We start from the raw sequence: 24455 nt of genomic DNA on the forward strand, positions 1-24455 counted from the left end.
TTGGGGCGGCCCGGCGGCCAAACCCAGACAGCATGCCAACCGCATGAACCACTCACCCGCCTACGAACACAACGGCCGCCCGGTCTCGCGCGAGGCCTTTTACGCGGTGGCCTGCGACCCGCGGCGCAGCGTCGCGGTGGAGGCCTGTGCCGGTGCGGGCAAAACCTGGATGCTGGTATCGCGCATCCTGCGCGCCCTGCTGGATGGCTGCCCGCCGCACGAAATCTTGGCCATCACCTTCACCAAAAAGGCCGCCGGCGAGATGCGCCAGCGGCTGCACGAGTGGCTGGGCCAGTTCGCGCTGGCCGACGACGCCACGCTGCTGCGCGAACTGGCGGCACGCGGCATTTCCAGCCAGACCGACCCGCGGCCAGCCTCCGAGTTGGTGGCCTTGTTGCGCAACCTGTACCAGACGGTGCTGGACCAGGGCCGGCCGGTGCAGGTGCGCACCTTCCACAGCTGGTTTGCCGCCTTGCTGCGCTGTGCCCCGCTGGCGGTGCTGAACGACCTGGGCTTGCCCGCCAACTACCAGCTGCTGGAAGACGACAGCCCGGCGGTGGCGCTGGTGTGGCGGCGCTTTCACCGGGCGCTGGCCGGTGGCGACACGCTGGCCGCGGAGCGGGCCGATTTTCATGCGGTGGTGGCGGTGCATGGCCGCTCGCAAACCCATAAGGCGCTGGCCGCCGCGCTGGCCAAGCGGGTCGAGTTCACGCTGGCCGACCGGCAAGGGGTGGTGGCCGATTCGGTGGCCTTGTTCGGTGTGGTCTACCCGGCGTTCGCCGGGCTGGAAGACCCGGTCGACCGCTTCGCCGAGCCCGATGTGCAGCAGGCCTTGTGGGCCGCCGCCCGGGCGCTGGGCCAGGCCAGCGCGCCCACCTTTGCCGCCAAGGGCAGTGAGCTGGAGCAGGCGCTGAGCACCGGTGATTTTGCTGCCGCCTGTGCGGCCCTGCTCACCGCGGAGGGCACGCCGCGCAAGTTCAGCGACAAGGTGGTGGGCATCGCCCAGGTGCGCAGCGCGCAAGACGGGGTGCTCGCCATCGTGGGTGCGCAGCAGCAGCACGAGGCCTGGCTTTACCAGCAGCGCATGGCCCGGCTGACCCGGGTGCTGGTGGCCGAGTTCTCGGCACTCAAGCGCGAGCGCGGCTGGGTGGACATGAACGACGTTGAGCAGGCCGCGCTGGTGATGCTGTCCGACCCGGTGCTCAGTGGCTGGGTGCAGGAGCGGCTGGACGCGCGGGTGCGGCATTTGCTCATTGACGAGTTTCAGGACACCAACCCCCTGCAGTGGCAGGCGCTGTCGGGCTGGCTGGGCAGCTATGCCGGCGCCGGTGGCAGCACCGGCAGCGCCAGCGGCGGGGCGCCCAGCGTCTTCATCGTCGGCGACCCCAAGCAAAGCATCTACCGTTTCCGCCGCGCCGAGCCCCAGGTGTTCCGCGCCGCTCAGGCTTTCGTGGCCGAGGGCCTGGGTGGCGACCGGCTGAGCTGCGACCACACCCGGCGCAACACGCCGGCGGTGACGGCGGCCGTCAACGCGGTGATGACCGAGGCGCAGGGGCAGGGTGGCTACGAGGGTTTCCGCACCCACACCACCGAGTCGGCGGCCGAGGGCGCGGTGCTGTGCCTGCCCCAGGTGCCGCGCGACAGCACGCCAGCGGCGGAGAGCGCCGGCGCGGTGCCGGTCTGGCGCGACAGCCTGTGCACGCCGCGCGAAGAACCCGAAGACACCTTGCGCACGCTGGAATGCCGGCAGGCCGCGGGCTGGTTGGCGGAGCAGTTGGCCGACCCGGCGCAGGCGCTCACGCCCGGTGCGGTGATGGTCTTGTCGCGCAAGCGTGACCGGCTGGCGGTGATGCAGACCGAGCTGCGGGCCCTGGGCATTGCCACCCAGCAACCGGAAAAAGCCGACCTGGCCGACGCCCCCGAGGTGCAGGACCTGGTGGCGTTGCTGGACGTGCTGGTGTCACCGGCGCACGATTTGTCGCTGGCCCGCGCGCTGAAGTCGCCCATCTTCGGTGTGGACGACGCCGACCTGGTGGCCATTGCCCTGCGCCAGCGGGCCGCCGAGGCGCCCACCGCCTGGTTCACGCTGCTCACCCACGGCGACTGGCCCGGTGCGCTCGCCCGCGTCGGCCCCAGTTTGCTGCGCTGGCAGGGCTGGCTGGCCGCCTGGCCGCCGCACGACGCACTCGACGCGATCTTCCACGACGGCGACCTGCTGGCCCGCTTTGCCGCCGCCGCGCCGGCCCCGTTGCGCGAGGGCGTGCTGGCCCGTTTGCGCGCCTTGCTGGGCGCCACGCTGGCGCTGGACGGCGCCCGCTACGCCACGCCCTACGCGCTGGTGCGGGCGCTCAAGGCCGGCGGCCTGAAAGCCCCCAGCCGGGCCGACCCTCACGCCGTGCGCCTGCTCACCGTGCACGGCGCCAAAGGCCTGGAGGCCGAACTGGTGCTGTTGCTCGACACCGACGCCCCGCCGGCCGTGGCCGACACCATGGGCCTGCTGGTCGACTGGCCGGGCGAGGCCGAGTGGCCACAGCGCTTTGTGTTTCTGGCCCGCGAGAGCCAGCCACCGGCCTGCGCGCAGGGCACCTTGCTGGCCGAGCAGCAGGCCCGGGCCCGCGAGGAGCTGAACACCCTTTATGTGGCCATGACCCGGGCCCGCCGCCGGCTGGTGCTGTCGGCCATCACACCCCACCGCGCCGACATCGGCAGCTGGTGGCAGCGGCTGGGGCCGCAGGCCCAGGCGGTGGACGCCGCTCCTCCGCCCGCCGCGGCCGCACCTCCAAACTCTTCTGAAAGCCCGATCGTGTTGTCTGTTTTGCCCCTGGCCGCCGTTGCTGTTGAAACCTTTGCGCCGCAAATGAGCGCCTCGGTGTTGCTGCCGGAGGCCGACACGCTGGCCAGCCGGCTGGGCCAGGCGGTGCACCGCCTGCTGGAATGGGCGCCGCTCACTGCGCCAGGCGAGGCCTTTGGCTGGCCACCGGCGAATGTGGCTGCCGCCGCCCGCGCCTTCGGTCTGAACGCCGAGCAGGGCGCGCAGGCCGAGGCCATCGCCCGCCGCATCCGCCATGGTGACGGCGCCTGGGCCTGGGACGCCTCGGTGGTGGACTGGCAGGCCAACGAGGTGGAGTTGTGGGTGCAGGGCCAGCTGCAGCGCATCGACCGCCTGGTGCGCCGGCGCGACACCGCCGAGTGGTGGGTGCTGGACCACAAGTCTGAGGCCCATCCCGAACAGAATGCCGCGCTGTGGGCCCAGCTGCGCCGCTACCGCGACGCGGTGCAGGCGCTCTACCCGCAGGCCACGGTGCGTGCCGCGCTGCTCAATGGCCAGGGCGGGTTGTCGGTGCTGGATGCGGCCAGCGAGAAAGCCGGCCATGCGTGATGTGGTGGTGATCGGTGGCGGCCCGGCCGGCCTGATGGCCGCCGAGGTGCTGGCCCAGGCCGGCCGCTCGGTGGCCCTGTTTGACGCCATGCCCTCGGTAGGGCGCAAGCTGCTGCTGGCCGGCAAGGGCGGGCTGAACCTGACCCATTCGGAGCCGCTGGCCGACTTTGTGGGCCGCTACGGCGCGGCCCGCGAAGCGCTGGCGCCGCTGGTCACGGCCTTTGGCCCGCAGGCCTTGCGCGACTGGGCGGTGGCCCTGGGCGTGACCACCTTTGTGGGCAGTTCGGGCCGGGTGTTTCCCACCGACATGAAGGCCGCGCCCTTGCTGCGCGCCTGGCTGCACCGGCTGCGCGCGGCCGGTGTGGTGTTCCACCAGCGCCACCGCTGGACCGGCTGGGACGCCGACGGCGCCCTGTGTTTTGCCACGCCCCAGGGCGAGCACAAGGTGGCGGCCCGCGCGGTGGTGCTGGCGCTGGGCGGCGGCAGCTGGGCCCGGCTGGGCTCGGACGGCGCCTGGCTGCCCTGGCTGCAGGCGCGCGGTGTGGCGGTGGCGCCCTTGCAGCCGTCCAACTGCGGTTTTGAGGTGGCCACGCCGCGCCAGACCGGCTGGACCGCGCATTTCGCCGAGCGTTTCGCCGGCCAGCCTTTCAAGTCGGTGGCGCTGGACTTCCATGCGCCCTCGGGCGAACACTTTCACCGCAAGGGCGAGTTCGTGGCCACCGCCACCGGCATCGAGGGCAGCCTGGTCTACGCCGCCTCCAGCCTGCTGCGCGACCGCATCGCCGCCACCGGCGAGGCCATTCCCACGCTGGACCTGCTGCCCGACCGCACGCCGGCCCAGGTGCTGGCCGAGGTCAGCCACCCGCGTGGCTCGCGTTCCTTGTCCAGCCATTTGAAAAGCCGGCTGCACCTGGACGGCATCAAGGCTGCACTGCTGCACGAGGTGCTGTCCAAAGACGAGATGCACGACCCGTTGCGGCTGGCCCAGGCCATCAAGGCCGTGCCGCTGCGGCTGGTGGGGGTGAGGCCGATCAACGAGGCCATCAGCACCGCCGGCGGCGTGCGCTTCGACGCGCTGGACGAGGGCTTGATGCTGAAGGCCTTACCCGGCGTGTTCTGCGCCGGCGAGATGCTGGACTGGGAGGCGCCCACCGGCGGCTATTTGCTCACCGGCTGCTTTGCCAGTGGCGTGCAGGCCGCGCAAGGCGCGCTGCGTTGGTTGGCCGCGCCCCCCGTGGCCGGGTAGGCGCCCTCAGTCGGGGCGGTCGTGGCCCGCGTCGGCGGCGCTCAGCACCCGGCTGGCCACCAGGTCCAGGCTGGGTCGGGCGATGCCTTGTTTGTCGGTCCAGACTTTGGGCGTCAGCGCGCCCGACAAGGCCAGGCCCTCGCCGTCGCACAGCGCCAGCAGCGCTGTGCAGACCGCGTCGTTGAAGGCGATGACGTTGACGATGAACTCCTCGTCGGCGTTGTTGCGGGCCAGCACCCGGGCCACGGTGAAGGGCTTGCCGCCCTTGTCCACCCGCCGCGAGGCGTCGCCCATCAGGCGACCGGCGATCAAACCGTCGATCATGGTCGGGCGTAGCCTGAGTTCACCCAGGCCTGGGCGCTGTGGCCGTTCAGCCGGAAGCCGGGCGGCACGGCCACCCTGGCCAGGGTCTCGTCGAAGGCGTCCAGCGCACGCAGGCTGGCGCTGGCGCCGTCCTCGTCGGGCACGATGGTCAGCGTCACCCGGATGGGCTGGCCGTCCAGCGTCACCACCACGCTTTTGTTGAGCTGGGCGTGCAGCTGCTGCTCCGAGCGGCGGATGACTTCCTTGGCGGTTTTCACCAGCGTGCGGAAGGCCGCACTGTCCAGCGGCTTGGGGTTTTTCTTGTCGCGGCCCATGGTCCAGGGCCCGACCAGGGCCGGCTCGGACTGGCCCTCCAGGTGCATGGCCACGGCCCAGCCGTCGTCGTCCTCGTTTTTGATGATGCGGGCGGTCCAGGGGCCGTCGCACCACAGGCGGTCGCTTTGTTCGGTCGCGGGGGTGTCGGTGGTCATGAGGTCTGAGGGGGAAGGTGGGCTCATGGGTGGAGCGGGGTGGCCGGGTAACCGGCCTCTGCCAGGGCGGCGGCGATGTCTTCCGGCGCGATCATCGGGCTGTGGCTGACCCAGGCCTGTTGTTTGGCCAGGTCCACGTCGGCCTGGTTCACGCAGGGCAGGTCTTGCAGCTCGAACATCACCGCGTCGGCGTCGTCCTGGGTGCGCATGGCAGGCAGATGGAAGGTGATTTCGGGCATGGGGGTGTGGGGTAGGCGTCAGGCGATGGAGTATCGTGCCAACGCGCCGCCCCCGCCGGGGTAGGGCGCAAAAACCTGCCATGACCCGCCCAGACCTGCCCCTGCTCTACACCTACCGGCGCTGCCCCTATGCCATGCGGGCGCGGATGGCCTTGCTGGTGGCCGGTGTGGCTTTCGACGCCCACGAGATCGTGTTGCGCGACAAGCCGGCCGAGATGCTGGCGCTGTCGCCCAAGGGCACGGTGCCGGTGCTGCGCCTGCCTTCGGGCCAGGTGCTGGACCAAAGCCTGGACATCATGCGTTGGGCCCTGGCAGAGCGGGATCTGGACGGCTGGTGGGCGCGGTCGCAAGGGGAGGGCCAGGGGGAGCTGCTGGCGCTTTGTGATGGGGCCTTCAAAACCCATTTGGACCGGTACAAATACCCCGAGCGTTTTGTGCAAGGGGAGGGCGCGTTCCACCGCGACCAGGCCGTCGAGGTGCTGCTGAAGCCGCTGAATGCCGTTCTTGAGCGCTGTGGCCAGTTGGGGGGCGTGGTGCCCTGTGCCAGCGACATCGCCATTTTTCCGTTTGTGCGTCAGTTTTCCGCGGTCGAACCGGCCTGGTTTGCCCAACTGCCGCTGCCGGCCTTGCAGGCCTGGCTGGCCGGGTGGTTGCTGCACCCGTTTTTTGCGGCCGCGATGGTCAGGCTGCCGAGCCGGGTGACGGTGCGTTTTCCCGCGCTGGAGATGGCGTTGTAAACAACTTGGGCGCCTGCATGTCGCGAGGCGCCCAAAGAAAAAAGGTGACGAGCCTTGACCCCGGCACTGGCTTCACAGTTAGGGCTGCTTGGTTCCCCACCTGACCCGGTTGGCCGCTTCACCATGCGGGAAGGCCCGTCGGGATCGATTGTAGTCGACCGCACTGTCGCCCGCTGCGAGCAAAGGCTGCCTGGGCGACCCGTAGAATCCGCCCATGTCCTACCTCGTGCTGGCCCGCAAATACCGCCCCAAGACCTTCTCGGCGCTGGTGGGGCAGCAGCACGTGGTGCAGGCCTTGTCGAACGCGCTGACACAGCAGCGGCTGCACCATGCCTATTTGTTCACCGGCACCCGCGGCGTGGGCAAGACCACCGTGTCGCGCATCCTGGCCAAGTCGCTGAACTGCCAGGGCACCGACGGGCAGGGCGGCGTGACTGCCAGCCCCTGCGGCGTGTGCCCGGCCTGCACCGACATCGACAGCGGCCGTTTTGTTGATTACACCGAGCTGGACGCGGCCTCCAACCGGGGCGTGGACGAGATTGCCGCGCTGCTGGAGCAAGCGGTCTACAAGCCGGTGCAGGGCCGCTTCAAGGTCTTCATGATCGACGAAGTCCACATGCTCTCCAACACCGCGTTCAACGCGATGCTGAAGACGCTGGAGGAGCCGCCCGAGTACCTGAAATTCGTGCTGGCCACCACCGACCCGCAAAAGGTGCCACCCACGGTGCTGTCGCGCTGTTTGCAGTTCAACCTGCGGCCCATGGCGCCCGAAACCGTGCTGGAGCACCTGGGCCAGGTGTTGCAGGCCGAGAACGTGCCGGCCGAGCTGCCCGCGCTGCGGGTGCTGGCCCGCGCGGCGCGCGGCTCCATGCGCGACGCGCTGTCGCTGACCGATCAGGCGATCGCCTTTGGCAACGGCCACATCGAGGAAGAGGGCGTGCGCCGCATGCTGGGCGCGGTGGACAGCCGCCATGTGTTTGGCCTGATCGAGGCCCTGGCGAACGGCGACGGCCAGACGGTGGTGACCACCAGCGACGGCCTGCGCCAACAAGGCCTGAGTGCTGCCTCCACGCTGGAAGAAATGACCGCGGTGCTGCAGCGCATGGCGGTGCAGCAAACCCTGGGTGGGCCAGGCGACGGCGGCTTTGCCGACACCAGCGACCCCGACGCCGCCGACATCGCCCGCCTGGCCGCGCTGATGCCGCCCGACGAAACCCAGCTGCTGTACAGCCTGTGCCTGCACGGCCGTGGCGAGTTGGGCCTGGCACCCGACGAGTACGCCGCACTGACCATGGTGCTGCTGCGCCTGCTGGCCTTCAAGCCCGGCCGTTCGGCCTCGGCTGAAAAAAAAAGCCTGACGCCGGCTGAACCCACGGCCACAGCGAGGCCGGCCCCGGTGTTGGCAGCACCCGTTTTGCGGGTGACCGAGGCGGAGCCGCCCCGTGCGACGGCGGCACCCGCGCCCGTGGTTCCGGTGGTGGTCGAACAGCCTGTGGCCGTCATGGACGACCCGGCAGCTGAAGCCGCTCAGGCCGTTGTGGCATCCACGGCGCTGGCTTCTGAACTGGTCGCCATCCCGGTGCGGGTGCAGCCCGAGCCGTCGGCCCGCACCGAGCAGCGCAGCGAGCTGCCGGCCGGCATGGCGCCACCGTCCAGCGCCCATGGCGACTTCTGGCACACGGTGGTACAGCAGCTGGTGGAGGCCGAGGCCCTGGTGGGCCTGGTGCGCGAGCTGGCCATGCAGTCCGAGCTGATGGCCCGCGACGCCACCGAGTGGACGCTGCGGGTGGAGCGGGTTTCGCTGCACCAGGAGGCCATCCGCGACAAATTACAGGCCGCGCTGCAGCAGTTGGGCCACCCGGTGGCGCTGGTGGTGGTGGCCGGCCCGGTGCAGGACACGCCGGCGCGCCGCAACGCTCAGGCCGCCGCCGAGAAGCAGCAGCGCGCCGAGGAACTGATCCGCAGCGACCCCTTTGTGCAGTCCATGCTGCGCGACTTTGGCGGGAAAATCGTGCCTGGCAGCATCAAGACACTCTGACCCTTTTTCAAGAACCCCAAGGAAACACCATGTTCAACAAAGGACAACTCGCCGGCCTGATGAAACAGGCCCAGACCATGCAGGACAACCTGAAAAAAGCCCAGGAGGAGCTGGCCCACATCGAGGTTACGGGCGAGTCGGGTGCGGGCCTGGTCAAGGTCACCATGACCTGCAAACACGACGTCAAGCGCGTCACCATCGACCCCAGCCTGCTGGCCGACGACAAGGACATGCTGGAAGACCTAGTCGCCGCCGCCTTCAACGCCGCGGTGCGCAAGGCCAGCGACACCGAGCAGGAAAAAATGGGCAAGCTCACCGCCGGCATGCCAGGCCTGCCCGGTGGCATGAAATTCCCGTTTTGACGCCTCGTCCGCGACCGACTTCGCTTTGCCATGGCTGATTCCGGCACGCTGGACGCGCTGGTGCAGGCGCTGCGCCGCCTGCCCGGCGTGGGCGTCAAGTCGGCCTCGCGCATGGCTTTTCATTTGCTGCAGCGCGACCGCGAGGGAGCCGAGCTGCTGTCGCGCGCGCTGCACCTGGCGGCCAGCAATGTGCGGCACTGCGCGCTGTGCCACACCTTCACCGAGGCCGAGGTCTGCAGCACCTGTCTGGACGCCGAGCGCGACCCGACCAAGCTGTGTGTCATTGAAACCCCGGCCGACCAGTCGGCCATGGAGCGCACCGCCGCCTACAAGGGCCGCTACTTCGTGCTGATGGGCAAGCTCAGCCCGCTGGACGGCATCGGCCCCAAGGAAATCGGCCTGGGCAAGTTGTTTGAGCGGGCCTGCGACGGCGTGGTGCACGAGGTGATTCTGGCCACCAGCTTCACCGCCGAGGGCGAGGCCACCGCCCATGTGATTGGCGAGGCCCTGCGTGCCCGTGGCCTGAAGGTGACGCGGCTGGCCCGCGGCCTGCCGGTGGGCAGCGAGCTGGAATACATCGACCTGGGCACCATTGCCCACGCGTTGGCCGAGCGTCGCTAGCGTCAACCGTCCTACCGGTCGGGCGGTATGTGACACCCCGGGTGCTGTTTTTGGGTGAAAACCCTGCCGGGATTTTCTCGATGCCGTGCACCTGTCTTGTGCCTAAGCTCAACGCACAAACCAACAGGGAGGCGAATCATGCTCAACCGCAGGCTGTTTGCCGCCGCGGCGGCGCTGGGTTCGGCGTGCGTCGGGGTGCCGGTGTTGCTGGCCCAGCCCAAGCCCGAGAAAACCAAAGTCACCATCGCGGTCGGAGGCAAGGCTTCTTTTTACCACCTTCCACTGACAGTGGCGGAGCAATTGGGTTATTTTCAGGCCGAAGGCCTGGCGGTGGAAGTGAGCGATTTCGCCGCGGGCTCGCGCGCGTTGCAGGCGGTGGTGGGCGGTTCGGCCGACGTGGTGAGTGGGGCTTATGAGCAAACCATCGGTTTGCAAAGCAAAGGCCAGTTCTTCCAGGCCTTTGTGCTGCAAGGCCGGGCGCCCCAGGTGGCGATCGGTGTGTCCACCCGCAACCTGCCCGACTACCGGCATTTGGCCGACCTGCGCGGCAAAAAAATCGGCGTGTCAGCGCCTGGCTCGTCAACCAACATGGCCTTCAACCTGGTGTTGTCGCGGGCCGGGCTCAAACCCGGCGACGTGCGCTTCATCGGCGTGGGCACGGCCGCCGGTGCCTTGTCTGCCGTGCGATCGGGCCAGATCGACGCCATGAGCAACACCGACCCGGTGATGACGCTGCTGGAGCAGCAGGGCGAGTTGCGCATCGTCTCCGACACCCGCACCCTCAAGGGCACACAAGAGGTGTTTGGTGGCCCCATGCCGGCAGGCTGCCTTCACGCGCCGCTGGCCTTTGTGCGGCAGTACCCGGCCACCTGCCAGGCCCTGGCCAATGCCATCGTGCACAGCCTGAAATGGCTGCAGACCGCCGGCCCGGCCGACCTGATCAAGGTTGTGCCCGAGGCTTACCTGCTGGACGACCGGGCCCTGTACCTGGCCTCGTTTGGCAAGGTCAGGGAGGCCATCGCGCTGGACGGTCTGCTGCCCGAGGTGGGGGCCCGCACCGCGCTGCGGGCGCTGGCCAGCATGGACCCGCAACTGCGGCCCGACAAAGTGGATCTGGCCAAGACCTACACCAACAGCTTTGCTCAGCGCGCCAAAGAAAAATTCCGCGCCTGAGTTCCGGCGGGGGCCGGCTCACTGAGAGATCTTGCGCGCCTCTTCGATCTGGTATTCGAAATAGCGCTGGAAACTGAAGGCCACGCTGGACATCAACACCGTGGTGCCCAGCAGCAGAGACAGCGCAATGCCCCCCACGGTGAGCCAGTTGGTGCGGCCGGCCGGCGCTTCCGGGTTGGTCGGGTTGTAGCGGGCGTTCCACTGCTCCAGCGAACGCAGTCCGAAGACGATGGCCTGCAGCGCACAGCCCGCCATGGTGAAGCCGGCCAGCGGGATCAACACCCAGCTCCAGTGGTCGTCCAGGCCGTTCTGTTGCACCCGGGCCACGCCGTACAGGCCCAGCGCGGTGGGGATGGGCAGCAACCAACCGAGCAGGTCGGAAAAGCCAAACAGGTAGAAGCGGTGCAGGCCCAGCGGGCCACCCAGAAAGGCCAGCCAGGTGGCCAGGGTTTTGTTTTTCATGGGGCGCATTATTCAGCCAACCGGGCCAGTGGCTGTAAAACAGGTCATTCGGGCGGGCTGCGGTCGCCGTCGCCCAGGGCCTTTTCCATCACCACCACGTCCAGCCAGCGGCCGAATTTCCAGCCGCAGGCCCGCATCACCCCGGCCTCGGTGAAGCCGGTGGCCCGGTGCAGGGCCAGCGAGGCGTGGTTGTCCGAACCACCAATCAGGGCGATCAGCCGCCGCAGACCGGCGGCCTCGGCCCGGGCCGACAACTCGGCCATCAGCGCCCGGCCCAGGCCCTGGCGCTGGGCCGACGGGGCCAGGTAAATGGAGATCTCGGCACAAAAGCGGTAGGCCGGGCGGGGCTTGAAGGCGTTGCAATAGGCATAGCCCAGCACCTCGCCATCGACCTCGGCCACCAGCCAGGGCAGGCCTTTGGCCAGCACGTCGCGGCGGCGGCCGGCCATCTCGGCCTCGGTGGGTGCCTCGGTCTCGAAGCTGCTGGTGCCGCCCCGCACTTCGGCGGCATAAATGCGGGTGATGGCGGCCACATCGGCGTCCCGGCTGGAAAGAATGGTCGCCATGGGCAGGGTCGGGCTATAATCGCAGGCTTTGCAGCGTGTCGCTGGCCGGGTGGCCATGTCGCGTGTCTCAACGCTGGCAAGAAAATTTCGGGGCTGCTTTTGTCTGTGGCCCCTCCACCCAAGGATAAATCATGGTCGTCATTCGACTCTCCCGCGGCGGCGCCAAAGCCCGTCCGTTTTTCAACATCGTCGTCGCCGACAAGCGCGTCCGCCGTGACGGCCGCTTCATTGAGCGCATCGGTTTCTACAACCCGATCGCCACCGGCGCCGAAGAAAGCATCCGCCTGGCCCAAGACCGTCTGACCTACTGGACCGGTGTTGGCGCCCAGATGTCGCCCACGGTGGAGCGTCTGGTTCGCCAGGCTGCTGCCGCTGCCCCCAAGGCCGCCTAAGTGCCTGCCCTGCGCTCGGCTTCCGGGCCGGGTGCAACCGCCCCGTCTGTGACCATGCCCGACCTGGAGTCCGCCGAACTGCCGGCCGATGCCATCGAGGTCGGACGCATCGCAGACGCCTGGGGCGTCAAGGGCTGGTTCAAGGTGCTGTCGCACAGCAGCAACCCTGAAGCCCTGTTTTCTTCCAAGCGCTGGTACCTCCAGCCTTCGGAACGCGGCGAAAAACGCTTCACCGGCACCCGGCTGATGCGCATCCGCGAAGCCAAAGAACATTCCGATTCCATCGTGGCCTCCGCCCAGGAGGTCGACGACCGCACCGCCGCCGAGGCGCTGCGGGGCGCGCGCATTTTCGTGCCGCGCTCCAGCTTTCCCACCGCCGCCACCGACGAGTACTACTGGGTCGACCTGCTGGGCCTGGAGGTGGTCAACCGTGAAGGTGTGCGGCTGGGCAGCGTCAAGGACCTGATGGCCACCGGCCCGCAAACCGTGCTGGTGATCGAAGAGCTGGTGGACGACAAGCCGGTCGAGCGCATGGTGCCCTTTGTGGCGGCCTTTGTGGACGCGGTCGACCTGGCCGGCAAACGCATCACCGTTGATTGGCAGCCGGACTACTGAGCCATGCGGTTCGACGTCGTCACGCTGTTTCCCGAACTTTTTGCACCTTTTCTCACCAGCGGTGTGACCCGCCGTGCCTTTGAAGGCGGCCTGGTGGACGTGCGACTGTGGCCCTTGCGCGATTTTGCCGAGGGCAACTACCGCCGGGTCGACGACCGGCCCTTTGGCGGCGGCCCCGGCATGGTGATGATGGCCGAGCCCCTGGCCGCCTGCTTGCGGCAGATTCGCGCCGAGCGGCAGGACGCCGCACCGGTGGTGTTGTTCTCCCCGATCGGCCAACGCCTGGACCACCCCGCCGTGGCCGGCTGGGCCGACAGCGCCGGCGCCATTCTGGTGTGTGGCCGCTACGAGGGCATCGACCAGCGCTTCATCGACACCCACATCGACCGGCAGATCAGCCTGGGCGACTTTGTGCTTTCGGGCGGCGAAATTGCCGCCTTGGCCCTTCTGGACGCGGTGGCACGGCTGCAGCCCGGTGTGTTGAACGACGCCGGCAGCCACCAACTGGACAGCTTCAACCCCGAACTGGACGGCTTGCTGGACTGTCCGCATTACACCCGCCCCGAGGTCTGGCAGGGGCCCGCCGGGCCGCTGGCCGTGCCCGAGGTGCTGCTGTCGGGCCACCATGGCCACATCGAGCGCTGGCGGCGTGACCAGCGGCTGGGTTTCACCGCCCGCCACCGCCCGGACCTGATTGCCGCCGCCCGGGTGGCCGGCCGTCTGGACAAGGCCGACGAGGCCATACTGAAGACTTTGCTATAATCAAAGGCTTTTCGATCCTCTGACCGGCCGCTGGCCACTGCCTTGCAAGCCAGCCTTTAGTGCAGCGCGGTCACGATCCATAGAGGAAAAACATGAACTTGATCGAAACCCTGGAACAGGAAGAGATTGCCAAGCTCGGCAAGACCATTCCCGCATTCGCACCCGGCGACACGGTGATCGTCAGCGTCAACGTGGTTGAAGGCACGCGCAAGCGCCTGCAGGCCTACGAAGGCGTCGTGATCGCCAAGCGCAACCGTGGCCTCAACAGCGGCTTCACCGTGCGCAAGATCTCCAATGGCGAAGGCGTGGAACGCACCTTCCAAACCTACAGCCCGCTGATCGCCAGCATCGAAGTCAAGCGCCGCGGCGATGTCCGTCGCGCCAAGCTGTACTACCTGCGTGACCGCAGCGGCAAGTCGGCTCGCATCAAGGAAAAGCTGGTCGCCCGCGTCCAGCAGCCCGCAGCGTAAGCCGCGTCAGCGCCTTGCCAAGCCGTCACAGCGCATGCTGTTGACGGCTTTTCTTTTGGTCGCCTTGCTTCCCCACCCCCATGGCCCCCTCGCTGCCCCCCGCTTTTGACCCGCGCCGGGTGCCGGTGGTGGGCGTTGATGCCCATCTGCCCGGTGTGCCCGCCGAGCGCTTGGTGCCGGGGGCTTTGCAGGCCCGGTTCGCACAGCCACCGGTGTGGCAACCCGAGGTGCTGGCCGAGAAGCGCTTCAGCAATCGCGACCTGGCCCATGCCGCCGTGCTGGTGCCCATCGTCATGGCCGGTGGGCGACACCGCGAGCCCATGGTTTTGCTGACCGAGCGGGCTACCGGCATGTCCACCCATTCCGGTCAGGTGGCGTTTCCCGGCGGCCGGGTGGATGCCACCGATGCATCGATGGCCGACACCGCGCTGCGCGAAGCCTACGAAGAGGTGGGCCTGATCCCGGCCGAGGTGCAGGTGATCGGCGAGCTGCCGGCCTACCTGACTGGCAGCGCCTTTGTCGTCACGCCGGTGGTGGCCCTGGTGCGACCGGGCTATGCGGTGGCACCCAACCCGGCCGAGGTGGCCGATGTGTTCGAGGTGCCCCTGCAGTTTCTGATGACGCCAGCCAACCACCGTCGCCACGTGGTGGCTTGGCAGGGCGAGCAGCGCGAGTGGTTTTCCATGCCCTACCAGGATGGCGCCACCGAGCGCTTCATCTGGGGTGCGACCGCCGGCATGCTGCGCAACTTCTACCGCTTTTTGGCCGCCTGACCCATCACGGTCCGCCGCTATCATTGCGGCATGAGTATTTTTGCGATCTTGTTCGCCCTGCTGGTCGAGCAGGTCCGGCCCCTGGCACAGGGCAATCCCATTCACGGCGGCATGCGGGCCTGGACCCGCTGGGTCTCCCGCACCCTGGACACCGGCACCGCTTCCCACGGCTGGGTGGTTTGGGCCTTGGCGGTGGGGGTGCCCTCGGGCGTGGCGGCGCTGGTGCACTGGGCGCTGTGGCTGACACTGGGCCCGCTGTTTGCGTTGCCCTGGGGCGTGTTCGTGTTGTACTGCTGCCTGGGGTTCCGGCAGTTCAGCCACCATTTCACCGACATCCGCGATGCGCTGGAAGACGGCAACGAGGAGCAGGCGCGCACCCTGTTGGCCCAGTGGCAGCAGGTCGATGCCAGCCGTTTGCCGCGGCGCGAGATCGTGCGCCACGTGATCGAGTACTCGGTGCTGGCCGCCCACCGCCATGTGTTCGGTGTGCTGGCCTGGTACGTGGTGCTGGCCGCGCTGGGCCTGGGCCCGGCCGGTGCCGTGCTGTTCCGCATGGGCGAGTTTGTGGCGCGCTACTGGCGTTACCCGGGGTTGGAGCAGCGGCAGGCGGTCAGCGCGGCCTTGCAAGCCGCAGGCAGCGCCGCCTGGACCGTGATGGACTGGTTGCCCGCCCGCATCACCGCGATGGGTTTCGCGGTGGTGGGCAGTTTCGAAGACGCGATCGACGGCTGGCGCAACCACGCCCAGCTGTTTCCCAACGACAACGACGGCGTGATCCTGGCCGCCACCGCCGGTGCGGTCAATGTGCGCCTGGGCGGCGAGGCCCTGAAAGCCGCTGAAGGCACGCTGGCCTTGCCCGGCGCCGACGGTGCTTCGCAAGACTCGGTGTCCACCCCGGGCCGGGAGCCCGAAGCCGCCCACCTGCGCAGCGTGGTGGGCCTGGTGTGGCGCTCGGTGGTGTTGTGGGTGGTGCTGTTGTCGCTGCTGACGCTGGCCCGCCTGTTGGGCTGAAGCCAACCCGCGCTTCAGTAGCGGGTTTGAGACAGCTCGTCGAACAACTCGGTGTAGATGCGGTAGCGGTTGGGGCTGATGCCGTCGGGCAGGGCATCCGATTGCCGCTGCACCATCACCCCGCAGCCGGGCTCGTGCCGGTGGCTGCAATTGTAGAACTTGCACTGCGCCACATGCGGCCGGAAGTCGGGCATGTAGGCCGCCAGCTGCATGGCTTCGATGTGCTGCAGCCCGAATTCCTGAAATCCCGGTGAATCGATCAAACCTGTGTGGCGGCCTTCGCCGACCCAGTACCACGAGGTGTGGGTGGTCGTGTGTTTGCCGGAATTCAGGGCCTTGGAGATTTCCTGCGTCAGCACCGAGGCGCCGGGCGCCAGCCGGTTGATCAAGGTGCTTTTGCCCACGCCCGAGGGCCCCAGCACCAGCGTGGTTTTGTGGTCCAGCAAGGCCAGCAGGGCCGGGTTGAGTTCGGGGCTGCTGTCACCGGTGGCCGGCTTCAGGGCCAGCGGCAACACGGTGTAGCCCATGCGCTGGTAGGCCTGCAGGCGTTCCCAGGCGCGGGCGAAGGGCGCGGCGAGGTCGCTCTTGTTCAGGGCAATCACCGGCGTGATGTGCTCGGCTTCGGCGGCGATCAAGGCGCGGGACAGCTGGCTTTCCGAAAACTCGGGCTCGGCGGCCAGCATGATCAGCACCTGGTCGAGGTTGGCCGCAAACGACTTGGTGCGGATCTCGTCGCGTCGGTAAAACAGGTTGCGGCGCGGCTGCACCTTCTCTATGGTGCCCTCGTCGGTGCTGGCCTGCCACAGCACCTTGTCGCCCACCACCGCCTGGCCCTTCTTGCCGCGCGGGTGGCAGATGACGCGCTCGCCATTGGGTTTTTCCACCAGCACATGGCGGCCATGGCCGGCCACCACCAGGCCTTCGGCCAGCACGGCGGGGGCGCTCATGCGCTGCCTTCAGAGCAGGGCATCGATGCGTTTCGCACAGTGGAAGTCGGTGGTCGAAATCCCTTGCACGTCGTGGGTGTTGAAGCGCACGGTGCAGTGCTTGTAGCCCACCACCAGCTCGGGGTGATGGTCTTCGGCATGGGCCACAAATGCCACGGCGTTGACGAAGGCCATGGTCTCAAAATAATTCGCAAAGCAGTAAGTCTTCTCAATCGCCACCGCCGGGCCGTCGCCCTGCAGCGCCCAGCCTTCCAGCGACGCCAGCTGGGTCACGACCTGGGTGGCCGACAGCGCACGCCGCGCCGGCTCGGCCGCCCAGTTTTTGATGTGGAGGGCGCTGCTCATGCCATTGCGCCCTGGGCCATGCGCTGCAGCCGCTCAGAGGCTGGCGGATGGGAGTAGTAGAAGCGCACGAACAGCGGGTCGGGCGTCAGCGTGGCGGCGTTGTCTTCGTAGAGCTTGAGCAGGGCGGTCGACAGGTCTTTGCCGCTGGTGTGGGCCATCGCGTAGGCGTCGGCCTCGAACTCGTGGCGGCGCGACAACTGGGCGAACAGCGGGGAGACAAACAGGCTGAAGCTGGGCACCACCAGCATGAACAGCAGCAGCGCCAACGCGTCGTTGGGCAGGTTGGATCCCAGGCCGACGTTGGGCGTGACCCCCAGGCCGGTGTAGAACCAGGCTTGGCCTGACAGCCAGCCCAGCAAGGCCAGGCTGGCCAGGCTCATGGCGAACAGGCTGACGATGCGTTTGACCACATGCTTGTGCTTGAAATGGCCCAGCTCGTGGGCCAGCACCGCGTCGACCTCGGCCGGCGACAGTTTGGCCAGCAGGGTGTCGTAAAACACCACCCGCTTGGCGGCGCCAAAGCCGGTGAAATAGGCGTTGGCATGGGCGCTGCGTCGGCTGCCGTCCATCACGAACAGGCCCTTGGCTGAAAAGCCGCAACGCTGCATCAGTGCGGTCACACGCGCTTTCAAGGTCTCATCGTCGAGCGGCTTGAACTTGTTGAACAGCGGCGCAAACACCGTGGGGTAGAGCACCAGCGCCAGCAGGTTGAACGAGATGAACACCACCCACACCCACAGCCACCACAGCGGGCCGGTGACGGCCATCAGCCACAGCACCAGCGCCAGCAGCGGCAGGCCGATGGCGGCGGTCAGCAGTGTGGATTTGACGAGGTCGCTGAACCAGAGCGCCGGGGTGGTTTTGTTGAAACCAAAGCGGGCTTCCAGCACAAAGGTGCGGTACCACTGCAGCGGCCAGCCCAGCACCGTGCCAATGACGGCAAAGGCCGCAAACAACGCCAGCTGCTGAACGATCGGGCCGGTGTCGCCCAGCCAGGCCATCAACACCCGGTTCAGCAAATCGAGGCCACCCAGCAAGGTCCAGCCCAGCAACACGGTGGTGCCCAGCGCCAAATCGATCAGTTTCAGGCGGGACTTGGCGACGGTGTAGTCGGCCGCCTTCTGGTGCGCGGCCAGCGGCATGGTGGCGGCGAAAGCGGCCGGCACCGCGCCCCGATGGCTGGCCACATGGCGCACCTGGCGCGACTCCAGCCAGACCTGCACCAGCAGGCCGGCCACCACCACGGCGGCGAACAACACGGTGAGACCCAGCGACGAAAACAGTGAAATGCTCATGGGGGACAGTTTAGGGGATCAGCGACAATCGTACGGATGGAAAGCCCCAACCCCCCGCTCGCCAAATCCGACCAAAACCTGGTGTGGCTGGACTGCGAAATGACCGGCCTCGACCCCGAGGTGGACAAGATCATCGAGATTGCCGTCATCGTCACCGGCCCCCATTTGACGCCTCGCGTGGAGGGCCCGGTGCTGGTGGTGCATCAGACCGATGCGCAGCTCGACAAAATGGACGCCTGGAACAAGGGCACCCATGGCAAAAGCGGCTTGACCGACAAGGTGAGGGCGTCCACGTTGGACGAAGCCACCGCCGAGGCGCAGATTCTGGCCTTTCTGGCGGCCTACGTGCCCAAAAATACCACCCCCATGTGTGGCAACTCCATCGGGCAGGACAGGCGCTTCCTGGTGAAGTACATGCCCAAGCTGGAGGCCTTTTTCCACTACCGCAACCTGGATGTCAGCACACTGAAGGAACTGGCCAAACGCTGGCGCCCCGAGGTGGCGGCGGCCTTCAAGAAGCAACAAAGCCACACCGCGCTGGCCGACGTGCACGAGTCGATCGACGAGCTGGCGCACTACCGTGACAACTTTTTGTTGCTGCAAGCACCGGGAAAACCCGAATCCGTGCCATAATGCGAGGCTGCCTCGGATTCACCGGGGCACATGTGCATCTCCCTTCACACATTTGGCTCTCGCAGAAGAGCCACCGTGCTGCGCAAACCCTGCGCAACGGCTTCGTTTGATGGTTGATGTTTTTTAACCATTGACGAAGCGCGTGCCCGCCGGACTCCGTCCCGGGTGCCGATTCGTGTGAGAAAACTTTATGACTGACACGTTTGACGTGACGGGCGACTTGTCGCCTGTCGAATCCATGGCCGATTTCGCCACCGAGACCCCATCCACCCCCGAAGTGCAGGTGGAAGCCGCGCCCGCTGAGCCCAATGGCTTCGTGAAACTGGGCCTGGCGCCCGAGCTGCTGCAAGCCGTGGCCGACCTCGGCTTCACCGAGCCCACCACCGTGCAGCTGCAGTGCATTCCCCGCGCCATGGCGCTGGAAAGCAACGACGGCAAGGCCGCTGGCTTCAGCGACCTGATGGTGTCCAGCCAGACCGGCAGCGGCAAAACCGCGGCCTTCCTGCTTCCAGTGCTGCACACCCTGCTGACCCAGCAGGCCGCCGCCGAAGCCAAGGAAAAAGCCGATTTTGAAGCCGCCTGCGCCGAAGCCATCGCCAAGGGCGAAGCGCCCCCGAAGCGCCCCAAGCGCAAGGACCCGACCTCGTCGCGGAACTTCAAGCCCGCCACCCCCGGCGCGCTGGTGCTGTGCCCGACGCGTGAACTGGCCCAGCAGGTGGCCAACGACGCCATCGACCTGGTGCGCCATTGCCGCGGCCTGCGCATCGCCAACGTGGTGGGCGGCATGCCCTACCAGTTGCAGATCGCCAAGCTGCAGAACGCCGACCTGGTGGTTGCCACGCCCGGCCGTCTGCTGGACCTGCAGCGTTCGATGCAGCTCAAGCTCGACCAGGTGCAGTTCCTGGTGGTCGACGAAGCCGACCGCATGCTGGACCTCGGCTTTGCCGATGACCTGGCCGAAGTCAACCAGCTCACCATCGAGCGTCGCCAGACCATGATGTTCAGTGCCACCCTGGCACCACGCATTCAGCAGCTGGCCGCCCGCGTGATGCGCGAGCCGCAGCGTGTGCAGATCGATTCGCCGCAAGAAAAACACGCCAACATCAAGCAGGTGCTGTTTTGGGCCGACAACGCCCAGCACAAGCGCAAGCTGCTCGACCACTGGCTGCGCGACACCACCATCAACCAGGCGATCATTTTCGCCAGCACCCAGATCGAGTGCGATGGCCTGGCCAACGACCTGCAGCAAGACGGCTTTGACGCTGTGGCCTTGCACGGTGCCTTGAACCAGGGCCTGCGCAACCGCCGCCTGATGGCGCTGCGCAACGGCCAGGTGCAGTTTCTGGTGGCTACCGACGTCGCTGCCCGTGGCATCGACGTGCCCACCATCACCCACGTCTTCAACTTCGGCCTGCCGATGAAGGCCGAGGACTACACCCACCGCATCGGCCGCACCGGCCGTGCCGGTCGTGACGGCATTGCCGTGACCTTCGCCGAGTTCCGTGACCGCCGCAAGATCTTCGACATCGAAGCCTATTCGCGCCAGCCGTTCAAGGCCGAGACCATTCCGGGTCTTGAGCCCCAGCAGCGCATGCCCGATTCGCGTCCACGCGGCAATTTCGGTGGCGACCGCGGCGGCCGTGAAGCGCCGTCGCGTGACCGCCGCTTTGGCCCGTCGCATGGTGCCGCCCCCAGCCGGGGTGGTTTCGGTGCGCCCCGCGAAGGCAACCCCTACGAGCGCAAGACCGGTTTCAACGACCGCTTTGCCGGTGACCGTCGCGATGGTTTCGCGCCGCGCACCGTGGGCGAGTTCATTGACCGCAAGCCCGCCTTCGGTAAGCCTGCTTTTGGCAAGCCGCCGTTTGGTGCCAACAAGCCCGCCGGTGGCAAGGCCTTTGTGCCGCGCGGTGACGCCCCCCGTCGCCCCGCCAAGCCCGGCAAGTTCGACCGCAACGTCGACTGAGTGCCCGCCCCGCGAGGGGCTGTATGAAAAAAGCCCGCATGCGCGGGCTTTTTTCATGGTGTGGTGAACAGGCTCAGCCGAGTTCGCCCATCTGGCTTTGCAGGTAATTCTGCAGCCCCACCTTGTCGATCAGTTCCAGCTGGGTTTCCAGGAAATCGATGTGCTCTTCGGTGTCGTTCAGGATGTGCTGCAGCAGGTCGCGTGACACGTAGTCGCGCGACAGCTCACACTGGGCCATGCCGGCCTTGATGGTGGCCTGGGCACCGAGCTCGCTCTTGAGGTCGCAGGCCAGGGTTTCGGGCACGGTCTCGCCCACCATCAGCTTGCCCAGGTCCTGCAGGTTGGGCAGGCCGTCGAGCGTGAAGATGCGGTCCATCAACTGGTCGGCATGCTTCATCTCACCGATCGATTCCTGGTATTCCTTCTTGGCCAACTTGTCCAAGCCCCAGTGCTTGAGCATCCGGTAGTGCAGGAAGTACTGGTTGATGGCGGTCAACTCGTTTTTGAGCTGGGCCTGAAGGTGTTGAATGACGAGAGGGTCGCCTTGCATGGGGGTCCTTGTGTTTTTATGAAATGGGCTAACCCGATTGTCTTGTGCCCGCGCCGGTTGGGCAAGCCGATCATGCCGATGCCAGCCATACAACTGGTAACAGTGTCATTTGGCCAGCGTAAACCCAGCGACCATCTGGCCGTTGTAAGGTCACCAAGAGTTTTTCTTGGGGTTGACCCTGAAGGACACACCATGAAGAAGATTGCACTCCTCTCCGCTTTGATCGCCGCCTGCGGCCTGGCCTTGGCCCAAGCCCCCGCGGCCTCTGCTCCTGCGGCTGCGACGGCGCCCAAAGCCGCTGCCACCTCGGCCACCCCTGCCACCCCTGCCACCCCGGCAGTGCCCGCGGCCTCCGCTGCCGCTCCCGCCAAACACCATGAAGGCAAGCACCACGGCGCCAAGCACGACGGCATGCACAAAGGTGGCATGAAGCACGATGAAATGAAGGCCCCTGCCAAAGCCGAGCCAGCCAAGCCCGCTGAACCCGCCAAGCCGGCCGCTCCCGCTGCTGACAAGAAATAAGCGGTGGTTTGACCGACAGGTGTGAGCCGGTTGGTCAAAGGCCTGAATGCACAGGGTGCGTTCAGGCCTTTTTGCTTTTTCGGAAATGTCAGGTGTTTTGCTGGGCGCCTTTGTTGGCAACAGATCCTGACACCCGCTCTCGTCGGAACACGTTCAGGACGCCAGGAGGGGCGATAACCGGTGTGGTGGCGCTCATTGGAAAGTGAACGTGAGTGCCACGCCGGTGGCCAGCACACCCTCCGAGACGAAGGTGATGCCGCCGTCCGCAGCCATGCGAATCGTCAGCGTGTCCGTGGACGTGACCGCACCCGAGGTGTTTTTCAAGGTGGAAATGAGCTTCAGAAGGGCTGTGTTGGCAGTGTCAGCCTCCATCACATAACTCACCACCTCGGTACCCAGAAAGGTGGTTTTGGCCGCAGATGTGTACCTGTTGGAGGTGTACAAAATGCCGGTGTCGCCCACCCGGGCCGTGGTTGGAATGGTGACCGCACCTTGCACCACCGCGTACTCGCCATCGTCGTCGCCCAGGGGCAGGTAATTGGTGTCGTAGTAGGCCGTTGATGTGGACGCCACAGGGGCTGTCTGGCCGTTGCCCGACACCGTGCCTGTGACCGTGGTGGCTTTCTGGAAGGCGACTTGTCCTTCAAACATGGTGGAGGCCAAGCCGCCAGTGGTCAGTGTCCCGTTGCCGCTGATAGCCACACCCGACACCGTGCCCGAGATGGTGAATGCGGTCGATTTGGCTTGCTGAACAAAGTTGATGTAGGCCGTTTTGGTCGGGAAGTTGGCAGTCGAACTGACGGGTCCGCCGCCTCCCCCGCCACCGCCGCAGGCTGCAACCAGCGCCGCCGCAGCAATCATCCATCCGAAATTTCTGAAATTCATGGTTTGGTCCGTGGTGAGTTTTTTCCTCGCATGAGGAAGCCCGATCTTTGAAAAGACCCATGGGTAAGTCAATCACCGATAGGGTTGAACGGGTGATGCGTTCGCGCCTCCGGCAAGGCGCAGGAAGAGGAAGAGCGGGGCGCGGCAATCGTGGCAGCACGAAAGCGCAGCCTGGCAGGGCCGTTGGTGTGGGGCACTCGCGCGAAGCAGCGTCAAGCGCGCAGAAAAAAGCACCTAGGGGCATTTCGCCACTAAGTGCTTGATTCCATTCTTATTTTTTGGTGGGTCCTGAGTGACTCGAACACTCGACCTACGGATTAAGAGTCCGCTGCTCTACCAACTGAGCTAAGAACCCACAGTGAATCTCACTGAAGCCTCAAATTCTAGCACAGCCTGCGAAGGGGTCGGTGCAGGCCTTCGACGTCGGTTGAATGTGCTCGCTCCAGCGGCGCAATGAGGGCGGCCGTGCCGGGCTGGGCCTGTGGTTGAATAGGCGGGCCTCGTCGGCAGACCTGTCCGTTCCACCCGACCCTGTGGTCGTCAACCTCTGTGGGGATTCCAATGCCTGTCATCCATCGTTGGCTTCGTGCCTGTGCTTTGGTATTTGGGGTGGCGCTGTCGGGTTGTGGAACCATCGGCACTTTGGGCAAGCTGGAAGAGGGCGCCGGTGCAGAGGCTTCAGCCTTGTGGGACCGCTGGGTGCAGGCGGGTGGCGACATCGCGGCGGCCACCACCTGGGAGCGCAAGGTTCAACCGGGGGTGACGGTGAACGACATCGAGCACATCCTGCTGGGCGTGGCCGCGGAGCGCAACATGAAAGAGGTGGGGCAACTGCCGCTGTCCAGGGAGTTGGAAGCACGCACGGGACAGCCCCAGAAATACCTGAAGGTGTATTCTTTCTGCACGCCCACCACGGCCAGGGCCATGGTTGATTTCAGTCCCCACATAGCGGCCTTTTTGCCTTGCAGAATTTCAGTGGTGGAACAGGACGATGGCTTGTGGCTGTACACCTTGAACATGGACATGATGGTCAAAATGGGGCGCAAGCTGCCACCCAGACTCAAGGAAGAGGCCATGGCCGTCCGGGACACCATCCACCTGATGCTGGAGCGGGCCTCCAAGGGCGAGATCTGAGCCCTGCGCACGCTGCAAAAACCGAAAAAATTGAATCTCTTCGTAGACAAGGACTCGCCGATGCGCACACGCCGTGAAACATTGAAGCAGGGCTTCATCGTCGTCAGCCTGCTGGCAGGCACCGGCTTTTTCCCCCAGCGGGCATGGGCCGATTACAACGCCAAGGCCTTCAGTGCCAAAAACCTCGCCGAGGTGGTGGCGGCGCTGGGCGTTCAGGCCCCGGTGGAAAGCACCGAGGTCACCATCCAGGGCCCGGATATCGCCGAAAACGGCGCGGTCGTGCCGTTGTCGGTGGCGGCATCGGCGGTTGGTGTGAAGCAGATGCTGGTTTTGGTCGAAAAGAACCCGTCGGCGCTGGTGGCTTTGTACAAGGTGTCCGACAGTGTGGAGGCCAGCTTCACCACGCGGGCCAAGATGGGCCAGTCGTCGGATGTCTACGCGGTGGCCATCCTGAACGATGGCAAGGTCTTGTTCGCCAAAAAAGAAATCAAGGTCACCCTCGGCGGCTGTGGCGGCTGAAGCCGTCGCCATCGCACCCTTC

Annotated in this window: 28 protein-coding genes, 1 tRNA gene and 1 other RNA gene; 18 read left to right on the top strand and 12 right to left on the bottom strand. The window is 66.6% G+C overall.

The annotated features are described in order from the left end of the window. Positions 1–43 precede the first annotated feature (43 nt). Together AC4BAR_RS03190 and AC4BAR_RS03195 are read left to right on the top strand one after the other, a co-directional pair. Entirely contained in the window at positions 44–3379 is a 3336-nt protein-coding gene (locus AC4BAR_RS03190) for a UvrD-helicase domain-containing protein (RefSeq protein WP_490626361.1), read from the top strand. Beyond that, positions 3372–4625 carry a TIGR03862 family flavoprotein gene (locus tag AC4BAR_RS03195; RefSeq protein WP_490626362.1) on the top strand — a complete coding sequence of 418 codons (1254 nt, stop codon included), beginning with the start codon at positions 3372–3374 and terminating at the stop codon, positions 4623–4625. Before AC4BAR_RS03190 ends, AC4BAR_RS03195 begins: the two co-directional genes overlap by 8 nt. Before the next feature lie 6 nt (positions 4626–4631). Here the strand turns inward: AC4BAR_RS03195 and AC4BAR_RS03200 are convergent, their stop codons facing one another. From AC4BAR_RS03200 to AC4BAR_RS03210, 3 genes are read right to left on the bottom strand one after another with little or no spacing between them, the layout of a single operon-like run. Further along, positions 4632–4949, bottom strand: coding sequence for a single-stranded DNA-binding protein (locus AC4BAR_RS03200; protein ID WP_490626363.1), 318 nt, complete (start codon positions 4947–4949; stop codon positions 4632–4634). Then, positions 4946–5419: a hypothetical protein gene (locus tag AC4BAR_RS03205; protein ID WP_490626364.1), complete on the bottom strand. Its 474-nt coding sequence runs from the start codon at positions 5417–5419 to the stop codon at positions 4946–4948. The genes AC4BAR_RS03200 and AC4BAR_RS03205 overlap by 4 nt, the downstream gene beginning before the upstream one ends. A gap of 23 nt (positions 5420–5442) precedes the next feature. Next, positions 5443–5658, bottom strand: a complete 216-nt coding sequence (locus AC4BAR_RS03210) for a heavy-metal-associated domain-containing protein (RefSeq protein ID WP_490626365.1) — start codon at positions 5656–5658, stop codon at positions 5443–5445. Positions 5659–5738: 80 nt separating this feature from the next. Between AC4BAR_RS03210 and AC4BAR_RS03215 the strand changes: the two genes are divergently transcribed. Beyond that, positions 5739–6395 (top strand): glutathione S-transferase, encoded by a 657-nt coding sequence (locus tag AC4BAR_RS03215; protein ID WP_490626366.1) that lies wholly within the window; start codon positions 5739–5741, stop codon positions 6393–6395. 43 nt (positions 6396–6438) lie between these two features. Here AC4BAR_RS03215 and ffs read toward each other — a convergent pair. After that, an RNA gene (gene ffs, locus AC4BAR_RS03220) (signal recognition particle sRNA small type) lies at positions 6439–6535 on the bottom strand. A gap of 74 nt (positions 6536–6609) precedes the next feature. On the opposite strand from ffs, the gene dnaX reads away from it, so the two are divergent. The 4 genes from dnaX (at position 6610) to AC4BAR_RS03240 (ending at position 10589) form a co-directional block, all read left to right on the top strand. Continuing rightward, entirely contained in the window at positions 6610–8433 is a 1824-nt protein-coding gene (gene dnaX, locus AC4BAR_RS03225) for a DNA polymerase III subunit gamma/tau (RefSeq protein ID WP_490626367.1), read from the top strand. 29 nt (positions 8434–8462) lie between these two features. Then, positions 8463–8795, top strand: coding sequence for a YbaB/EbfC family nucleoid-associated protein (locus AC4BAR_RS03230; RefSeq protein ID WP_490626368.1), 333 nt, complete (start codon positions 8463–8465; stop codon positions 8793–8795). Positions 8796–8825: 30 nt separating this feature from the next. Beyond that, positions 8826–9416 carry a recombination mediator RecR gene (gene recR, locus AC4BAR_RS03235; RefSeq protein WP_490626369.1) on the top strand — a complete coding sequence of 197 codons (591 nt, stop codon included), beginning with the start codon at positions 8826–8828 and terminating at the stop codon, positions 9414–9416. A gap of 138 nt (positions 9417–9554) precedes the next feature. After that, positions 9555–10589, top strand: a complete 1035-nt coding sequence (locus AC4BAR_RS03240; protein ID WP_490626370.1) for an ABC transporter substrate-binding protein — start codon at positions 9555–9557, stop codon at positions 10587–10589. A gap of 18 nt (positions 10590–10607) precedes the next feature. Here AC4BAR_RS03240 and AC4BAR_RS03245 read toward each other — a convergent pair whose 3' ends face one another. Together AC4BAR_RS03245 and AC4BAR_RS03250 are read right to left on the bottom strand one after the other, a co-directional pair. After that, entirely contained in the window at positions 10608–11051 is a 444-nt protein-coding gene (locus tag AC4BAR_RS03245) for a TM2 domain-containing protein (protein WP_490626371.1), read from the bottom strand. Positions 11052–11095: 44 nt separating this feature from the next. Further along, positions 11096–11617, bottom strand: coding sequence for a GNAT family N-acetyltransferase (locus AC4BAR_RS03250; protein ID WP_490626372.1), 522 nt, complete (start codon positions 11615–11617; stop codon positions 11096–11098). Positions 11618–11748: 131 nt separating this feature from the next. Here AC4BAR_RS03250 and rpsP point away from each other — a divergent pair, with 131 nt between their 5' ends. The 6 genes from rpsP to AC4BAR_RS03280 all read left to right on the top strand — a co-directional run bounded on the left by rpsP (position 11749) and on the right by AC4BAR_RS03280 (position 15640). Beyond that, positions 11749–12009: a 30S ribosomal protein S16 gene (gene rpsP / locus AC4BAR_RS03255; RefSeq protein WP_490626373.1), complete on the top strand. Its 261-nt coding sequence runs from the start codon at positions 11749–11751 to the stop codon at positions 12007–12009. A gap of 54 nt (positions 12010–12063) precedes the next feature. Beyond that, entirely contained in the window at positions 12064–12624 is a 561-nt protein-coding gene (gene rimM, locus AC4BAR_RS03260) for a ribosome maturation factor RimM (protein WP_490626374.1), read from the top strand. Positions 12625–12627: 3 nt separating this feature from the next. Next, complete coding sequence (gene trmD / locus AC4BAR_RS03265) at positions 12628–13386, top strand: tRNA (guanosine(37)-N1)-methyltransferase TrmD (protein WP_490626375.1); 759 nt, start codon at positions 12628–12630, stop codon at positions 13384–13386. Between the two features lie 92 nt (positions 13387–13478). Then, complete coding sequence (gene rplS, locus AC4BAR_RS03270; protein WP_490626376.1) at positions 13479–13856, top strand: 50S ribosomal protein L19; 378 nt, start codon at positions 13479–13481, stop codon at positions 13854–13856. A gap of 80 nt (positions 13857–13936) precedes the next feature. Then, positions 13937–14629, top strand: a complete 693-nt coding sequence (locus AC4BAR_RS03275; protein WP_490626377.1) for a CoA pyrophosphatase — start codon at positions 13937–13939, stop codon at positions 14627–14629. 30 nt (positions 14630–14659) lie between these two features. Next, entirely contained in the window at positions 14660–15640 is a 981-nt protein-coding gene (locus AC4BAR_RS03280) for a CobD/CbiB family protein (RefSeq protein WP_490626378.1), read from the top strand. Positions 15641–15654: 14 nt separating this feature from the next. On the opposite strand, the gene rsgA is transcribed toward AC4BAR_RS03280, so the two are convergent. Genes rsgA through AC4BAR_RS03295 form a run of 3 tightly spaced genes read right to left on the bottom strand, consistent with a single transcriptional unit; the run spans position 15655 to position 18227 of the window. Continuing rightward, positions 15655–16587 carry a ribosome small subunit-dependent GTPase A gene (rsgA, locus tag AC4BAR_RS03285; protein WP_490626379.1) on the bottom strand — a complete coding sequence of 311 codons (933 nt, stop codon included), beginning with the start codon at positions 16585–16587 and terminating at the stop codon, positions 15655–15657. 9 nt (positions 16588–16596) lie between these two features. Then, positions 16597–16932 (bottom strand): 4a-hydroxytetrahydrobiopterin dehydratase, encoded by a 336-nt coding sequence (locus AC4BAR_RS03290; RefSeq protein WP_490626380.1) that lies wholly within the window; start codon positions 16930–16932, stop codon positions 16597–16599. Continuing rightward, the gene (locus AC4BAR_RS03295; protein WP_490626381.1) at positions 16929–18227 is read right to left on the bottom strand and encodes a M48 family metallopeptidase; all 1299 of its coding nucleotides are present in this window, start codon (positions 18225–18227) and stop codon (positions 16929–16931) included. The genes AC4BAR_RS03290 and AC4BAR_RS03295 overlap by 4 nt, the downstream gene beginning before the upstream one ends. A 36-nt stretch (positions 18228–18263) precedes the next feature. On the opposite strand from AC4BAR_RS03295, the gene orn reads away from it, so the two are divergent. Together orn and AC4BAR_RS03305 are read left to right on the top strand one after the other, a co-directional pair. After that, positions 18264–18860, top strand: coding sequence for an oligoribonuclease (gene orn / locus AC4BAR_RS03300; RefSeq protein ID WP_490626382.1), 597 nt, complete (start codon positions 18264–18266; stop codon positions 18858–18860). Positions 18861–19050: 190 nt separating this feature from the next. Further along, a complete protein-coding gene (locus AC4BAR_RS03305) occupies positions 19051–20823 on the top strand; it encodes a DEAD/DEAH box helicase (RefSeq protein WP_490626383.1) in 1773 nt (590 codons plus the stop codon). Between the two features lie 73 nt (positions 20824–20896). Here AC4BAR_RS03305 and bfr read toward each other — a convergent pair whose 3' ends face one another. Further along, on the bottom strand, positions 20897–21373 hold the full coding sequence (gene bfr / locus AC4BAR_RS03310; protein ID WP_490626384.1) for a bacterioferritin: 477 nt from the start codon (positions 21371–21373) through the stop codon (positions 20897–20899). Positions 21374–21565: 192 nt separating this feature from the next. Here bfr and AC4BAR_RS03315 point away from each other — a divergent pair, with 192 nt between their 5' ends. Further along, positions 21566–21895 carry a hypothetical protein gene (locus AC4BAR_RS03315; RefSeq protein ID WP_490626385.1) on the top strand — a complete coding sequence of 110 codons (330 nt, stop codon included), beginning with the start codon at positions 21566–21568 and terminating at the stop codon, positions 21893–21895. A gap of 192 nt (positions 21896–22087) precedes the next feature. Here AC4BAR_RS03315 and AC4BAR_RS03320 read toward each other — a convergent pair whose 3' ends face one another. Both AC4BAR_RS03320 and AC4BAR_RS03325 read right to left on the bottom strand, forming a co-directional pair. Then, positions 22088–22780 carry a hypothetical protein gene (locus tag AC4BAR_RS03320; protein WP_490626386.1) on the bottom strand — a complete coding sequence of 231 codons (693 nt, stop codon included), beginning with the start codon at positions 22778–22780 and terminating at the stop codon, positions 22088–22090. Between the two features lie 279 nt (positions 22781–23059). After that, positions 23060–23135: transfer RNA gene (locus tag AC4BAR_RS03325), tRNA-Lys, on the bottom strand. Positions 23136–23341: 206 nt separating this feature from the next. Here AC4BAR_RS03325 and AC4BAR_RS03330 point away from each other — a divergent pair. Next, positions 23342–23914 (top strand): DUF302 domain-containing protein, encoded by a 573-nt coding sequence (locus AC4BAR_RS03330; RefSeq protein WP_490626387.1) that lies wholly within the window; start codon positions 23342–23344, stop codon positions 23912–23914. 60 nt (positions 23915–23974) lie between these two features. Beyond that, the gene (gene soxY / locus AC4BAR_RS03335; protein ID WP_490626388.1) at positions 23975–24433 is read left to right on the top strand and encodes a thiosulfate oxidation carrier protein SoxY; all 459 of its coding nucleotides are present in this window, start codon (positions 23975–23977) and stop codon (positions 24431–24433) included. Positions 24434–24455: the final 22 nt, after the last annotated feature.

The organism is Rhodoferax sp. SPJ4 (assembly GCF_058216275.1).

Coding starts and splice junctions, on each gene's coding strand:
- soxY (WP_490626388.1), top strand. CDS start 23,975: ATGCGCACACGCCGTGAAACATTGAAGCAGGGCTTCATCGTCGTCAGC.
- AC4BAR_RS03200 (WP_490626363.1), bottom strand. CDS start 4,949: ATGATCGACGGTTTGATCGCCGGTCGCCTGATGGGCGACGCCTCGCGG.
- AC4BAR_RS03320 (WP_490626386.1), bottom strand. CDS start 22,780: ATGAATTTCAGAAATTTCGGATGGATGATTGCTGCGGCGGCGCTGGTT.
- AC4BAR_RS03305 (WP_490626383.1), top strand. CDS start 19,051: ATGACTGACACGTTTGACGTGACGGGCGACTTGTCGCCTGTCGAATCC.
- AC4BAR_RS03195 (WP_490626362.1), top strand. CDS start 3,372: ATGCGTGATGTGGTGGTGATCGGTGGCGGCCCGGCCGGCCTGATGGCC.
- AC4BAR_RS03230 (WP_490626368.1), top strand. CDS start 8,463: ATGTTCAACAAAGGACAACTCGCCGGCCTGATGAAACAGGCCCAGACC.
- rsgA (WP_490626379.1), bottom strand. CDS start 16,587: ATGAGCGCCCCCGCCGTGCTGGCCGAAGGCCTGGTGGTGGCCGGCCAT.
- AC4BAR_RS03210 (WP_490626365.1), bottom strand. CDS start 5,658: ATGCCCGAAATCACCTTCCATCTGCCTGCCATGCGCACCCAGGACGAC.
- orn (WP_490626382.1), top strand. CDS start 18,264: ATGGAAAGCCCCAACCCCCCGCTCGCCAAATCCGACCAAAACCTGGTG.
- AC4BAR_RS03240 (WP_490626370.1), top strand. CDS start 9,555: ATGCTCAACCGCAGGCTGTTTGCCGCCGCGGCGGCGCTGGGTTCGGCG.
- AC4BAR_RS03190 (WP_490626361.1), top strand. CDS start 44: ATGAACCACTCACCCGCCTACGAACACAACGGCCGCCCGGTCTCGCGC.
- AC4BAR_RS03290 (WP_490626380.1), bottom strand. CDS start 16,932: ATGAGCAGCGCCCTCCACATCAAAAACTGGGCGGCCGAGCCGGCGCGG.
- AC4BAR_RS03245 (WP_490626371.1), bottom strand. CDS start 11,051: ATGAAAAACAAAACCCTGGCCACCTGGCTGGCCTTTCTGGGTGGCCCG.
- AC4BAR_RS03205 (WP_490626364.1), bottom strand. CDS start 5,419: ATGACCACCGACACCCCCGCGACCGAACAAAGCGACCGCCTGTGGTGC.
- AC4BAR_RS03280 (WP_490626378.1), top strand. CDS start 14,660: ATGAGTATTTTTGCGATCTTGTTCGCCCTGCTGGTCGAGCAGGTCCGG.
- trmD (WP_490626375.1), top strand. CDS start 12,628: ATGCGGTTCGACGTCGTCACGCTGTTTCCCGAACTTTTTGCACCTTTT.
- AC4BAR_RS03295 (WP_490626381.1), bottom strand. CDS start 18,227: ATGAGCATTTCACTGTTTTCGTCGCTGGGTCTCACCGTGTTGTTCGCC.
- bfr (WP_490626384.1), bottom strand. CDS start 21,373: ATGCAAGGCGACCCTCTCGTCATTCAACACCTTCAGGCCCAGCTCAAA.
- rimM (WP_490626374.1), top strand. CDS start 12,064: ATGCCCGACCTGGAGTCCGCCGAACTGCCGGCCGATGCCATCGAGGTC.
- AC4BAR_RS03250 (WP_490626372.1), bottom strand. CDS start 11,617: ATGGCGACCATTCTTTCCAGCCGGGACGCCGATGTGGCCGCCATCACC.
- AC4BAR_RS03315 (WP_490626385.1), top strand. CDS start 21,566: ATGAAGAAGATTGCACTCCTCTCCGCTTTGATCGCCGCCTGCGGCCTG.
- AC4BAR_RS03330 (WP_490626387.1), top strand. CDS start 23,342: ATGCCTGTCATCCATCGTTGGCTTCGTGCCTGTGCTTTGGTATTTGGG.
- rpsP (WP_490626373.1), top strand. CDS start 11,749: ATGGTCGTCATTCGACTCTCCCGCGGCGGCGCCAAAGCCCGTCCGTTT.
- dnaX (WP_490626367.1), top strand. CDS start 6,610: ATGTCCTACCTCGTGCTGGCCCGCAAATACCGCCCCAAGACCTTCTCG.
- recR (WP_490626369.1), top strand. CDS start 8,826: ATGGCTGATTCCGGCACGCTGGACGCGCTGGTGCAGGCGCTGCGCCGC.
- rplS (WP_490626376.1), top strand. CDS start 13,479: ATGAACTTGATCGAAACCCTGGAACAGGAAGAGATTGCCAAGCTCGGC.
- AC4BAR_RS03215 (WP_490626366.1), top strand. CDS start 5,739: ATGACCCGCCCAGACCTGCCCCTGCTCTACACCTACCGGCGCTGCCCC.
- AC4BAR_RS03275 (WP_490626377.1), top strand. CDS start 13,937: ATGGCCCCCTCGCTGCCCCCCGCTTTTGACCCGCGCCGGGTGCCGGTG.